12 protein-coding genes are annotated in these 13,252 nt (G+C 43.4%); 4 read left to right on the top strand and 8 right to left on the bottom strand.

Features of this window, described 5'->3' with window-relative positions; genetic code table 11:
- Nucleotides 1–116: 116 nt before the first annotated feature.
- From PR795_RS05325 to lptM, 7 genes are all read right to left on the bottom strand, one after another.
- On the bottom strand, nt 117–464 hold the full coding sequence (locus PR795_RS05325; RefSeq protein WP_272516706.1) for a hypothetical protein: 348 nt from the start codon (nt 462–464) through the stop codon (nt 117–119).
- A 237-nt stretch (nt 465–701) separates the two neighbouring features.
- Nucleotides 702–2,864, bottom strand: a complete 2,163-nt coding sequence (uvrD, locus tag PR795_RS05320) for a DNA helicase II (protein ID WP_006662365.1) — start codon at nt 2,862–2,864, stop codon at nt 702–704.
- 220 nt (nt 2,865–3,084) lie between these two features.
- Nucleotides 3,085–3,801, bottom strand: coding sequence for a 5-amino-6-(5-phospho-D-ribitylamino)uracil phosphatase YigB (yigB, locus tag PR795_RS05315; RefSeq protein ID WP_006658185.1), 717 nt, complete (start codon nt 3,799–3,801; stop codon nt 3,085–3,087).
- Entirely contained in the window at nt 3,801–4,730 is a 930-nt protein-coding gene (xerC, locus tag PR795_RS05310; RefSeq protein WP_006658186.1) for a tyrosine recombinase XerC, read from the bottom strand. Before xerC ends, yigB begins: the two co-directional genes overlap by 1 nt.
- On the bottom strand, nt 4,712–5,416 hold the full coding sequence (locus tag PR795_RS05305) for a DUF484 family protein (protein WP_006658187.1): 705 nt from the start codon (nt 5,414–5,416) through the stop codon (nt 4,712–4,714). Before PR795_RS05305 ends, xerC begins: the two co-directional genes overlap by 19 nt.
- A 27-nt stretch (nt 5,417–5,443) precedes the next feature.
- Nucleotides 5,444–6,268 (bottom strand): diaminopimelate epimerase, encoded by an 825-nt coding sequence (dapF, locus tag PR795_RS05300; protein ID WP_006662364.1) that lies wholly within the window; start codon nt 6,266–6,268, stop codon nt 5,444–5,446.
- 21 nt (nt 6,269–6,289) lie between these two features.
- The gene (lptM, locus tag PR795_RS05295) at nt 6,290–6,469 is read right to left on the bottom strand and encodes an LPS translocon maturation chaperone LptM (protein WP_006658189.1); all 180 of its coding nucleotides are present in this window, start codon (nt 6,467–6,469) and stop codon (nt 6,290–6,292) included.
- A 214-nt stretch (nt 6,470–6,683) separates the two neighbouring features.
- Between lptM and cyaY the strand changes: the two genes are divergently transcribed.
- Nucleotides 6,684–7,001 (top strand): iron donor protein CyaY, encoded by a 318-nt coding sequence (cyaY, locus tag PR795_RS05290; RefSeq protein ID WP_006658190.1) that lies wholly within the window; start codon nt 6,684–6,686, stop codon nt 6,999–7,001.
- An 82-nt stretch (nt 7,002–7,083) separates the two neighbouring features.
- Here the strand turns inward: cyaY and PR795_RS05285 are convergent, their stop codons facing one another.
- Complete coding sequence (locus PR795_RS05285; RefSeq protein WP_272516705.1) at nt 7,084–9,669, bottom strand: class I adenylate cyclase; 2,586 nt, start codon at nt 9,667–9,669, stop codon at nt 7,084–7,086.
- A gap of 616 nt (nt 9,670–10,285) precedes the next feature.
- Here PR795_RS05285 and hemC point away from each other — a divergent pair.
- The 3 genes from hemC to hemX are packed head-to-tail and all read left to right on the top strand — an operon-like array spanning nt 10,286 to nt 13,251.
- The gene (gene hemC, locus PR795_RS05280; RefSeq protein ID WP_272516704.1) at nt 10,286–11,230 is read left to right on the top strand and encodes a hydroxymethylbilane synthase; all 945 of its coding nucleotides are present in this window, start codon (nt 10,286–10,288) and stop codon (nt 11,228–11,230) included.
- Complete coding sequence (locus tag PR795_RS05275) at nt 11,227–11,982, top strand: uroporphyrinogen-III synthase (protein ID WP_006658194.1); 756 nt, start codon at nt 11,227–11,229, stop codon at nt 11,980–11,982. The genes hemC and PR795_RS05275 overlap by 4 nt, the downstream gene beginning before the upstream one ends.
- Before the next feature lie 3 nt (nt 11,983–11,985).
- On the top strand, nt 11,986–13,251 hold the full coding sequence (gene hemX, locus PR795_RS05270; protein WP_181480364.1) for a uroporphyrinogen-III C-methyltransferase: 1,266 nt from the start codon (nt 11,986–11,988) through the stop codon (nt 13,249–13,251).
- Nucleotide 13,252 lies beyond the last annotated feature (1 nt).

The raw sequence follows: 13,252 nt of genomic DNA, 5'->3' as shown, positions 1-13,252 counted from the left end.
ACGTCAATTTCATAGCGCACTTTGGCTAGTTCATTATTTTTTTATTAAAATGAGCAATAGGCGTGAAAATCAGCCCTTTCAATCCGTCATGATTAGTGAAGTCTATTTTTTCAAAATTATTTTTTTGGCTGATTCCAAATTTCATTATTCTTTAAATCTTGTTGAGCTTGTTTAATATAAAAATCAATTTCATTTTGACTATAAAATACATTATTTTCTTTCAAATCAGTAAGGATGGATTCTTGTTCCAATAGGGTATTATGGCTTAGGCTTACTTTATTCACTTGCTCACGCAAGCTATTATTTATTTCATTCTTAACTGCATCCATAGTTTGTTGCATTTTATTAACACCATGCCTTCCAGATATTAATAATTTTTCACTCACAGAATTCATATTCTCTATGGCTGCATTGGCTCTATCATTTAATTCAGCCAATAATTCTTTACTTCTTTTTATTTTCACTCTAAGTAAATCTAATTTTTATCTAAATTAACAAATCTGTCCATTTCCATATGATAAATCTCCATTGATTATTTTGATTAATTAAAATTCAATCGGAGACTATAGTAATTTAACATAGAAAAAAATATTTTAATATTATGTTTTTAATATAAAAATAAAGAGAATTTATTATAATTTTGGGGGATTTACTTTTGAGTGAGCACCGCGATTCTTTGCGGTGCTATATTTAATCTGGATCTACAACATTTCTAACCGAGCATAAGATGCTACCAGCCATTTAATACCTTGTCCCTGAAACGCAATTTGTAATCGGCAATGCTCACCACTTCCCTCAAGGTTAATGATGGTGCCTTCGCCAAACTTTGCATGTCTGACTCGCTGCCCTAATGCATAACCTGAATCATTCTGGCTGATTGGCGTACCAAGACGTTGATGACTGACAGGACGAGAAACTGTCGCTCTTAAACGTACCTCTTCCACACATTCTGTTGGCAACTCACCAATGAAGCGAGAAGGACGATGATAAACTTCTTTACCATATAAACGACGGCTTTCTGCATAGGTAATCGTCAGCTTTACCATCGCACGAGTAATCCCTACATAAGCCAGACGACGCTCTTCTTCAAGGCGGCCGCTTTCGTCCATAGACATTTGACTTGGGAACATACCTTCCTCCATTCCCACGATAAATACCACAGGAAATTCAAGCCCTTTAGCAGAGTGCAGCGTCATCAATTGAACAGCATCTTGGTTGACATCAGCCTGTCCTTCACCAGACTCTAATGCAGCATGAGATAAAAACGCCTGTAATGGCATTAAATCTTGGTCTTCATCTTGATAGCTAAAGTCACGTGTCGCGTTGACTAACTCTTCCAAGTTTTCAATTCGAGCTTGGGCTTTCTCACCCTTTTCTTGCTCATACATTGCTCGTAAACCGGAATCATTGATCACTCGGTCGGCTTGAACATGTAATGGCATCTCTTGGGTCTCTTTCGCTAATGCTTCGATTAACTCAAGAAAACGTTCAATTGAACTCGCAGCCCTGCCGCCCAAGACCTGTTCGCGAAGTAAGTACTCACAACTCTCCCATAAAGTCAGTTGCTGATCCCGAGCAGTTTGACGAACTGTATCCAATGTTCTCTCACCAATGCCTCGCGTTGGTGTGTTCACCACACGCTCAAAAGAAGCGTCGTCATTACGGTTAGCAATCAATCTCAAGTATGAGAGCGCATCTTTAATTTCTTGGCGCTCAAAGAAGCGCTGGCCGCCGTAAATACGGTATGCCATCGCACCTTGAATTAACGCTTCTTCCATGACACGAGATTGGGCATTACTTCGGTAGAGGATCGCGCAATCTTGTAAAGCACCACCGTTTTCATGCCATTGCTTGATGCGTCCAACCACATAGCGGGCTTCATCAAGCTCATTGAAGGCACAATAAAGGGAAATAGGTTCGCCATCGCCGCCCTCTGTCCACAAATTTTTACCGAGTCGGTCACTATTATTGGCGATGAGCGTATTCGCTGATTTCAAAATATTATTGGTTGAACGGTAATTTTGCTCAAGACGGATAGTTTCAGCGCCGGGAAAATCATTCAAGAAACGCTGAATATTCTCAACTTGTGCACCACGCCAACCATAAATTGATTGGTCATCGTCCCCCACGATCATCACTTTGCCCGTATCGCCAGCTAATACCCGAATCCAAGCATATTGAATGCTGTTGGTATCTTGGAATTCATCCACCAAGATATTAGTAAAACGCTCACGGTAATGCTGGAGAACATGAGGCTTGTTCAGCCATAACTCATGAGCACGCAACAGTAATTCAGCAAAATCCACCAGCCCAGCGCGATCACAGGCTTCTTGATAGGCTTGGTATACCTTCAACCACGTCGCCTCTACTGGATTACCATAACTTTCAATATGCTGAGGACGCAGCCCTTCATCTTTTTTACCGTTGATGTACCACATACCTTGGCGAGGTGGCCACTGTTTCTCATCGAGATTCATAGCTTTAAGTAGACGGCGGATCAAACGATATTGGTCGTCACTGTCTAGAATTTGAAAATCTTGTGGCAAATTGGCATCTAAATAGTGCTGACGGAGTAAGCGGTGTGCTAAACCGTGGAAAGTACCAATCCACATTCCACCTTCGCTGGTTCCCACTAACTGATTAATACGATGACGCATTTCTGCGGCAGCTTTGTTGGTAAACGTCACAGCCATAATCGAAAACGGAGACGCATTTTCCACCGACATTAGCCAAGCAATGCGATGTACCAACACACGCGTTTTACCGCTCCCCGCCCCAGCGAGTACCAGTAAATTAGTTCGCGGGGCGGCAACCGCTTCGCGTTGTTTGTCATTAAGACCTTCGAGCAGATATGAGACGTCCATAGTTACCATCAAAGCAAAAACAGTGACTTGCACCACTGTGGGGTTACTGACAAAGAGGGAGTAAAATGTGGTTTTTTCACTCTTTGTGTTATTAGGCGAAAATCAATAAATGATTTTCCTCGTTTATTTTCATAAACCCAAGAAGCCATTTCAAAACCCGATGGATTTGGAAATAGTTTAACAGTGGCTTACACCACTGTATTTTTATACAGAGAAAGGATTATACCAATGACAAAAGAGAATCCAACCGACAAATTTCTACGTGAGGTAATAAATGCCCTTCCTTCTCGTTCATCAACGTTGAATGGTCCACGTTAAACCAGCAAGCTTGCATTCCACTTTTGATTGCCCCTTCCACATCCGTTAGTAGGTTATCCCCAATATGTAAAATTGCGCTAGGCTCAATGTTTAAGCGCTGAGAGGCTAGATGGTACATATCACAATACGGTTTTGAGCGCCCATCAGGACCTGCTTTTAAGACAAACTGGAAATATTGCCCTAACCCACACTCTTGTGGTTCTGCATTACCGTTAGTGATGGCTACCAGTGGTAATTTTTCGGCTAATTTTGCTAACGTTTCATGTGTTGATTGCGGCACATCGATTTGGTTACGCCAGTAAGTAAAGTGCGACATAATCTCATCCGCACCTTTCAGAGCATCTTCTTTACTGTAACCATAGTGGCATAACATCATTTTCGACGATAACCAGCGCCAACGGGTAATATCATGGCGAATATTGGGTTCTTGCTCTTCAACTAAATAACGAAATGCATAAATATCATCGTTAGTAAAATGATGAAAACGCGGGTCATATTCACGGATAAACCGTAAAACTTCCTCTTCGGTTTTATCAATTACTGGGTGGTTGTCGTACAACGTATCATCCAAATCAAACGTCATCGCTTTGATGGGTGATAACGGACGGTAAAAGTGCATTAAGATTTCTCCCTCTTCGCTCGCGGATGCGCCACATCATAAACATTTGCGAGATGTTGGAAATCAAGGTGGGTATAAATTTGGGTTGTTGAGAGATTGGCATGACCCAATAACTCTTGTACCCCGCGTAAATTACCACTTGATTCGAGAATATGCGTTGCAAAAGAGTGGCGTAATTTGTGGGGATTGATATGGCTATTCACCTCTTGTTTGATTCCCCATTGTTCGAATCGCTTTTGCACATTACGATTCGAGATACGTTTACCACTTTGCGTCGAAATAAATACCGCACCATCAACTGGCTCATACAATTCACGCATTTCAAGCCAGCGCTTTAACCAGCTTACCGCTGTTTTTCCTAGGGGAATTTTACGTTCTTTGCTACCTTTCCCCATCACCCAAACCTCGCCTAAATCGAGATCTAGATGCTTCACATCTAAGCCAACTAACTCAGATAGACGTAATCCTGCGCCATACATCACTTCTAACATCGTCCTATCTCTCACGACGAGAGGGTCACCACTGTCCATATTCAATAATTGAGAGATTTCATCCACATCCATATTTTTGGGCAGACGTTTTTTGGCTTTAGGTGCATGGAGAGTTTTCACCGGATTTGCAGGTAGCTCCCCTTGCTGCACCATCCAATCACAAAAACTGCGAAGGGCTGAAAGCCTTAGTGCCATACTCGCGGCTTGTAAGCCAGTTCGACGGCTTTTCGCCGCAATACTGCGCCCTAAGGTAATATCCAGTTTTTGCCATTGATTGACTTTTAGCTCACCCAAAATTTGGCACACGACACTTAATTGACGACGATAATTGGTGATAGTCACTGGACTTAACCGCCGTTCGACGCGCAGATAGCGAAGAAAGGCTTCGACTTGGATCATCAGCCCTTCTGGCTGAACGTCTACAGACGCTCTATCCATTGACATAATAACCTCGGTAGGATTTGAGCCACTTTTTCCAGCATCACTGTTCCCATACCATGTTGATAGTGTTCACGGTCGCGGCTACTAAAAATAACCATACCTGACTCACCATGATGACCAAACAGTGAAATCGCCACTGAACCTACATTTTGTGCATCAGGCAGTAAAAGTTGAAGTTCAGGACCATTAAGACGACCAAGATAATTGAGGCGATCCCCAAAACGCTGAATACGTACAGGCTCGAAAATACGACGCGGAAGCACTAATTCGTGAGCATCTAATGGGGCGGATAACCGCCAACTGTCACTAAACAGACGTACTGACGCGCCTGATAAACCCAGTTTTTTTGCCCAACGGTTTAATGAAAATAACATCTCCCGCAAACTGTTTGCAGAAGACATCTCAATCACAAGATACAGAAGTTCATCGAACAGCAGCCCATTTTCATGCGCCTGTTCCACCATGAAGCGAATATCCTGTTCAAGATTTTTAATTTTTTGACGTTGACGACTCATCACGAGCTCAGGAAGCGAAATAGCCTCCTGAACAACGTGAGGAACCTTGATTTGCTCAGCAAGAGATACATTGCGAATAAAGAAATAAGGGTTCTGTTTTAAATATTGCACCACATCCTGCTCATCCATTCGCTGAGCAATCTCTGGCACCGTTTCACGCTTATCCATTATTCCCCTCTTTGCACTCAATCAAGATTAAATTTGGATCACTCCATCATAGACATGGGTTGCAGGTCCCGTCATGTATAACGGCGATCCGGGACCATCCCAACTAATATCCAGAGAACCGCCTGGTAAATCCACGCGAACTCTGTTCGCTAACAACCCCTGCCCAACACCGACGGCCACAGCCGCACATGCCCCACTCCCGCATGCTTGGGTTTCCCCTGCACCACGTTCATAAACACGCAGACGAATGTAATCCGCACTGACAACCTCCATAAACCCGATATTGGCACGTTCAGGGAAGCGCTCATGGCTTTCTAGTGCAGGACCTAAAACTTCCACTTCAGCGGTCTGTACATTATCGACTTGTACAACACAATGGGGGTTTCCCATCGAAACAACCCCCGCAAACACTGTACGTTCTTGTGCTCGAATAATATAGGTTTTTTCCGCTTTCACGGCGCGAAATGGAACGTTTTGTGGCTCGAAATCAGGCTCGCCCATATTCACGCAAACATCATCATTTTCATTAATGGTAAGAGTCATGCGCCCTGATTGAGTGCTCACTTTAATTTTTTGCTTGTTCGTCAGTCCTTTTAAGCGCACAAAGCGGGCAAAACACCGTGCGCCATTGCCACATTGTGCCACTTCGCTACCATCCGCATTAAAAATACGATAATGGAAATCAAGATCGGGGTCATAAGGGGCTTCCACCAGCAAAAGCTGATCAAAACCAACGCCAGTATGTCTATCTGCAAGGCGGCAGATCAGCTCTGGTGAAAAATAGACGTTCTGTGTGACGCCATCTACCACCATAAAATCATTGCCTAGACCATGCATTTTTGAGAACTGCAATTCACGTTCCATAGCAGAGGCTTACTGTTTATTCGCAGCAGGCTCTTTGTTTGAGCTGCTTGGAGCTTTAGGTTGCACGTCAGATTTAGCAGGCGCAGCTGCATTGTCTTCAGGCGGAAAATACAACGGACCTTTTAAGCCACAGCCTGAAAGGGTAAGTAAAACGAGGAGTGCACTAAGCCCAAATAAACTTTTTTTCATTATGTTTCGCCTGTAAGACTAAATTTTGCAATCTGATATTTCACACAGTAACAGGAGTCGCTTTTCAAATCACGCCTGTTTATCAAACATATTAATATTATATACGTTAAATAATTCAAATGGCATCTCACATCTGAGATGTGAGCCGTTTGACCCCTGAACACATTCAACCCTATAATTTCGCCTAAATAAAAGTATAAACAGGAAATACATCATGAACGATAGCGAATTTCATCAGTTGGCAGAGCAATTGCTTAGTTCGATTGAAGAACATTTAGATAATTACGATGGCGATGCAGATATTGATAGTGAAATTAATGGCGGCGTCATGACATTGAGTTTTGAAGATGGCAGTAAGATTATCATCAACAAACAAGAAGCGTTCCACCAGATCTGGTTAGCGACAAAACAAGGTGGCTATCATTATGATTACAAAGATGGAAAATGGATTTGTGACCGCTCAGGTCAAGAGTTTCTGTCTATGTTAGGCAATGCAATTACCTTCCAAAGCCACTTCCCTTTTTCGTTCTAAACACGCACTGATTCTAAAACCACAGGCAGAGGCAATAATATACTCTGTCTGTCGTTTATCACGATTAAAACCAATAATCATATTACGCGTGCTGTTTAGATAGGCTTAGCGGCTCAGGCGAGCTTAATGGTGGTGCAGAGGGGTAATCATCATTATCTTCTTCGTCTGCAGTAAATGGCCAAGTCGCATCAGAAAAGACCATGACTTGCTTTTTGCCTGCCTCTTCTACAATTTGATAAAACTGAGGTAAATTGAAATTAATAAAGTTCGCACCGTAAGTAAAACGGTCATGGGAAGATGAGTAAAATTTACTCACATCACGCACCAATTCTTCTTTTGAACCTTCGCAGTGAGAATAGATTTCCACGCGATTGGCTTCATCCAACACGTAAATATTAAAGCCAGTGTTGTCGTCAGTATTTTCAAAGAAAAACTGCACAATACCTTCACTTGCGTAGCCATCAACAACCGCAGGAAGATGATTATCCCCCTTCGCTTGTAATTTTACTGGCCAACCATGCAATTTGTTATGGGAGATAGCGCCATAGAACTCAACCGCATTTTCAAGCTTTTGCACAGAAACGTTTAAACGTTCAAAGAACAGACCCCATGTTTGCCCAGCGATACGCAGAGCCTTAAAGCGCCCTGGCTCATTATGGTTACTGGATAAACGCAGCTCAATACACTCTGATACCAACTGTTGGACACGAGTACGAATAAGACCGCGTAAATGTTCGCTATAACAAAATACTTCAACTGCCTCTGGCGGCGCCGCGTCTTGGTGCATTTTGCCAAGGATGGTTTTCAGCGCTTCTAACATACACTGCTCACCACTGAAATGCAGAGTACGAACCTCATTCCATGAATTACGGTACAGCAGGTCAATGCTGCTAATCAGGCATTTTTGTGATTCACCAAAGCTGAAAATATCTAGCTTTCTAAAATCCACATGCACCACTTGCTCAGAGTAAACCTGAGTCGGGTCTTTCTCCAAGTTAACAATAATGGCTAAGTGGCGGATTTCACATGGGCTATACAATGCTTTAGGGGTTGGAGCTGGCAATCTTATTGGGAAATGGCTCGATACATCATGCATTAATTCCAATAACTTACGCTCATCGCATTGGGACTTGCCATGATGCATATGGACTTGCGTATTTTCAGTCAGTAACCCATTAAAATAGGCCCACGCCACTAACTTATTCAAATAGCGGTTATATTCTAAAGGTTGATGACCAATAATGGTGTCAATTTGCGGTGCTTGGTTATACAGGTACCAACCACTGCGATTTGCACGACCTTCAGGGACATAAATAAACGTCAGATGCTCTTCACTGAGGTCTGGCGAAATCTGAGGGTTAACCAGAGTCACTTTCCCTGGTAGCGCTTCAAAGGCCGCATATAACTTACGGGTTAATACCCCAATATCTTGTGGGCTAGCACTAACACTTAAATTATTACGGCGCGCAAACCGAATTAAATTACGGTAACTTTGCATCATCGTATCGAGCAGCTCATTATGCGCTTCACGTACTCGCTCAATTTTCCATTGGTTACGCGTATCCAATAATGCCAAACGCTCTGAACTCCATCCCCACGATTCCACTAACTGAGACAACACATCACGACGCCAACCTGAACACGAATTACCTTCATCTTCAGACAGTTTTTCACAGACTTTGAGATAGAAACAGCGGCGAATTAAATCTAAACGTGTTGAGTCGTTAATTTCAGTCAAATAACGAGTAACACGTTCCAACATCAAACAGTATGAATCCAGCCCGTAACAGACAATTTCGCCCGCATGTAAATGACGTTTGAATTCTAACGCTAATAATTTACCGTGTGGATAATCCCAAGAATAGGATTCCAGTAAAATGCTTTTTAATACCGCTTTATAAGGAGAATCGACACTTTTATACAGCTGCCACAGGCTCGCGCCAAAGTATTCCGCAGCTGAAAGTTCACCAAGGCCCCCTAAATCTAGCCATTCGTTTGGTGTCAGAACGCCTTGCGCATAGAGTCCCATGACATATTCGTCATAGTGTTGCTCTTCCTCAACAGGGACCATCGTCCACAATAAGCGTTTTCCGGCCATTCTTACCGCAGTACGGTAAAATTCATCCAGCAGTAAAATATGTTGAGTAGAACCGCAATCTTCACCACCGATATGTCCACTCGCATTATGGCGAAAACGGTTTTCATCAATTAAAAAAATCGTGACATCAATCCCCAGAGAAGTTGCCCACTGTTCGATTAATGTGCATTTTTTCTGTAGGAATCGTTTCTCTTCGTTATCTAACCAAGAAGGATGACAGACCCAAACGTCAATATCTGAACAGTGACTTTGGCCCACTGAAGACGTACTTCCCATCGAGTAAATGCCCGTAATTGGCAATTCACCATTCGCTTGGTTTTTGGTGGGTAAAAAACGTTCTAAAGGTTGTAACCATTTGAGTTGTTCTGCATCGGGAGAAAAGAAACAGACACCATGAGGGACGTTGCCTTCAATATAACCTGGCATCATTGGATGATGATAATGAAACAAAACCGGCAACAAGTTGTAAACCTTCGAAAAGGTTTCACTCATAGAAGCCGTCGCGCGTTCCAACCGCAGTTGGTTTATCGCATCAAGTCTTTGCTTTAAAGTTTCAATATAGAGGTACAAAGGTTACGCCTGACTGAATGAATGTAATGACAAACCTGGGGGAATTTTCCCAGCACCCAACAGATAGAGAAAAACTTAAATTACTTTTCAAAGGGATTGTCGGAAACGTGATCAATTTAACACCTTGGAGCAAAAGGGTAAAGTAGATCACAGAATTTTTCCCGTCTATTTTTAGTACAAATTATTTTTCAACATATTGTATAAAAAGACTTTTTATTTTTGCATCACGGAAATATCCCTTGTTTTTCAATGGAATAATATCAGTGCCGTCGATTGTCTAACAAAAAGGCAGCCATAATCTAAATCCAGCTTAGTGCTGTCCGGCTCTACGCTTACTCGCTTCAACAAAAATCGCTTAATCCGCTCTCCATTTTATTTTAAAAAAAGCACGAATAGCTAAAGAATTTTGTTATGTAGATCCTTTTTTTACCCGTTTTTCTTCACTCTCTGCCCCAAAAAGATGTAAAAAAGCGAACGTAAGATTATTCACTCTCTCTGCACACTCACTGAATATCGTTCATTCTGCGACCAACTGGAAAAATGGCCGCTAACATGTTAAAACTAACGCCAATTGTATGGTTAATCTGCGGCAATATTCGCCTGAGAAAACAGTGAAATGACATCAACAAATATCGTACGCATCGCGACGCGTAAAAGCCCTCTCGCTCTATGGCAAGCTTATTTCGTCAAAGCGAAACTCGAGCAACTCCACCCAGGTTTACAGGTAGAGTTAGTTCCAATGGTCACCAAAGGGGACATCATTTTAGATACCCCATTAGCAAAAGTGGGTGGAAAAGGATTATTCGTCAAAGAGTTAGAGTTGGCTTTACTCGAAGGGCGTGCAGATATTGCCGTTCACTCCATGAAAGACGTCCCCGTTGAATTTCCTGAAGGGTTAGGTTTAGTCACCATTTGTGAGCGAGAAGACCCACGGGATGCATTTGTTTCAAACCATTATGCCAATATTGATGCGCTTCCTGCGGGTAGCATCGTCGGAACATCCAGCTTACGTCGCCAATGCCAATTAAGAGAATTACGCCCGGATCTCGTTATCCGAGACTTACGCGGCAACGTGGGTACCCGCCTATCCAAGCTTGATAATGGCGAATATGATGCCATTATCCTTGCAGTCGCTGGTTTAAAACGCTTAGAGCTCGATGAACGTATCAAAACCGCGTTGGAACCAGAACAATCTCTACCTGCGGTAGGACAAGGCGCGGTAGGCATTGAGTGCCGTTTAAATGATCAACGTACTCGCGATTTATTGGCAAAATTGAACCATGATGCAACATCGATTTGCGTTCTCGCGGAACGTGCAATGAATATGCGCCTCGAAGGGGGTTGCCAAGTCCCTATTGGCAGTTACGCCATCTGGCAAGGCGATAAAATCTGGTTACGTGCCCTTGTGGGAGCGCCAGATGGTAGCCAAGTCATCCGTGGTGAGCGTTTAATCGCACCTGCGGATGCAATCCAAGCCGGTATTTCTCTCGCGGAAGAGCTGCTTAATAAAGGCGCGCGCAAAATTCTAGCTGAAGTCTATAAAGGAAATGCACCAGCATGAAGGTCCTTGTTACTCGCCCTGAGCCATCAAGCTCAGCGTTGATAACAGCCATTAATGCAATAGGGGCACAAGCTTATGCTGCCCCCCTAATTACGATTGAAGCTGGCGCGGAACTGAATACGTTAATCCCACGCTTAGATGGATTATCGAAAAACGACCTCGTCTTTCTTTTGTCCAAAAATGCCGTCTGGTATGCAAATTTAGTGCTGCAACAAGCAGGACGAGACTGGTCAGATAAGTTATCCTATTATGGTATAGGACAATCGACAGGACACTATTTTCAACGGTTAACTGGACAGACTATCCATTGGGCTGAAGCGGGTGAAACCAGCGAAGTGTTACTCACTCACCCTGACCTACAAAATTTAACCGGAAAATGTGCCATACTCCTGCGAGGAAATGGTGGGCGTGAGCTTCTTGCCTCAACATTGCGCGCACGAGGTGCCAATGTTGATTACTGCGAATGTTACGCAAGACGCCCTGTGCCGTATGATAAAACTGAGTTTAACCAAACTTGGTTTAACGCTGATATCACTGACATCGTCATCACCAGTGGAGAAATGTTAACGTTGCTTAATGATTTGCTCTCTGAAGAGATGAAACAATGGTGGTATTCCCGCCGACTACTGGTTGTCAGCGAACGAATTGCAGAAAAAGCCCACCAAAGTGGGTGGCGTCGAGTCTGCGTAGCAACTAGCGCAGAGAATAACGCTTTACTTGAAGCATTAATTTCAACCGATATGGGATGCTAATTTATGACGGAACAAGACAAAATTACCGATACTGTTAATGATGAAGTGGTCACCGAGAAGCAAAAATCTCGCCAGCCTGCACCTTCATCCAAGCAGAAACGCTCTGGTCTTGCAGTCAGTGCGATTGCTATCGCAATCCTCGTCGTCATGGGCGGCGGGATGTACTACTTTACTCAACAAAGCAATGCGCAATTAGTTCATGATAACAATCAACTGAAACAGCAAGTTAGTGAGCTAGTTGAGCAACAAAATGCCGATAGACAACGTGTTGATGCGCTCATTGCCACCAATACCGAACTGAAAAACCATGCTCGTGATTACGAAGATCAACTCAATCGTCGCATGCAAGAATTACAAGCCCATGTCACCGCACTTTCCAGCTCTGATGTAAAAAACTGGCTGATCGCACAAGCTGATTTTATGGTGAAAATGGCAGGTCGAAAATTATGGAATGACCATGACCCTGTTACAGCAGCGGTCCTCTTAAAAAGTGCGGATACCAGCCTGGCGGAAATGAATGATCCGAGCCTACTCGATATCCGTAAAGCCATCGCTAATGATATGAATCGTTTAGCCGCTATCAATCAAATTGATTATGACGGTATTATTTTGCGCCTGAATCAATTAAGTAATGACGTTGATAACTTGCGTCTTGCTGATTTAAATAATGGTGATGCGCCAGAAGAAACTGGAACAGATGTTAGTGAGGACATCGCTGACTGGAAAGATAACCTCGCGCGCAGCTGGAAAAGCTTCACGAGTGATTTCATCACCGTTCGTGCTCGTGATGGCTCTGAAGCCCCACTGTTAGCGCCGAATCAAGATATCTATCTACGCGAGAATATCCGTTCCCAACTGCTTATTGCGGCACAAGCAGTACCTCGTTATCAAGAAGAGACCTATAAACAGTCCCTTGAGCAAGCCTCAACATGGGTGCGGGCGTATTTTGACGTGGATGCTCCAGCAACTAAGGCATTTTTGACTGAGCTTGATGATTTAATCAATCAACCTATCGACGCAGATATGCCTGAAGCCTTAGAAAGCCAAGCTAAGCTGGAAAAAGTGATGCAAACGCGAGTACGTAATTTGTTATCTCAAAATCCAGAACCAACTGGTGCCTCCGAAGATGCCGCGCTTGAGGCGGTAAAAGAATCTGACAAAGCCGCCCAAGAGGCAACGGCTCCTGCGGATACGCAAACCAACAAACCGGACGTTGCCGTCGAAGCTCCTGTAACGGATGCGGCAAACGCCCCTGAGCATAAGGGGTGAT

Source organism: Providencia sp. PROV209, from assembly GCF_028479485.1.
GTDB classification, from domain to species: Bacteria; Pseudomonadota; Gammaproteobacteria; order Enterobacterales; family Enterobacteriaceae; genus Providencia; species Providencia alcalifaciens.
Note: the sequence above shows the minus strand (reverse complement) of the source record. Positions and strands in the feature narration are given on the sequence as shown.

What these genes read in the sequence shown, in the direction of transcription:
- cyaY (WP_006658190.1), top strand. Translation starts at nt 6,684, where the DNA reads ATGAACGATAGCGAATTTCATCAGTTGGCAGAGCAATTGCTTAGTTCG.
- uvrD (WP_006662365.1), bottom strand. Translation starts at nt 2,864, where the DNA reads ATGGACGTCTCATATCTGCTCGAAGGTCTTAATGACAAACAACGCGAA.
- hemC (WP_272516704.1), top strand. Translation starts at nt 10,286, where the DNA reads ATGACATCAACAAATATCGTACGCATCGCGACGCGTAAAAGCCCTCTC.
- lptM (WP_006658189.1), bottom strand. Translation starts at nt 6,469, where the DNA reads ATGAAAAAAAGTTTATTTGGGCTTAGTGCACTCCTCGTTTTACTTACC.
- PR795_RS05275 (WP_006658194.1), top strand. Translation starts at nt 11,227, where the DNA reads ATGAAGGTCCTTGTTACTCGCCCTGAGCCATCAAGCTCAGCGTTGATA.
- hemX (WP_181480364.1), top strand. Translation starts at nt 11,986, where the DNA reads ATGACGGAACAAGACAAAATTACCGATACTGTTAATGATGAAGTGGTC.
- yigB (WP_006658185.1), bottom strand. Translation starts at nt 3,801, where the DNA reads ATGCACTTTTACCGTCCGTTATCACCCATCAAAGCGATGACGTTTGAT.
- PR795_RS05305 (WP_006658187.1), bottom strand. Translation starts at nt 5,416, where the DNA reads ATGGATAAGCGTGAAACGGTGCCAGAGATTGCTCAGCGAATGGATGAG.
- xerC (WP_006658186.1), bottom strand. Translation starts at nt 4,730, where the DNA reads ATGGATAGAGCGTCTGTAGACGTTCAGCCAGAAGGGCTGATGATCCAA.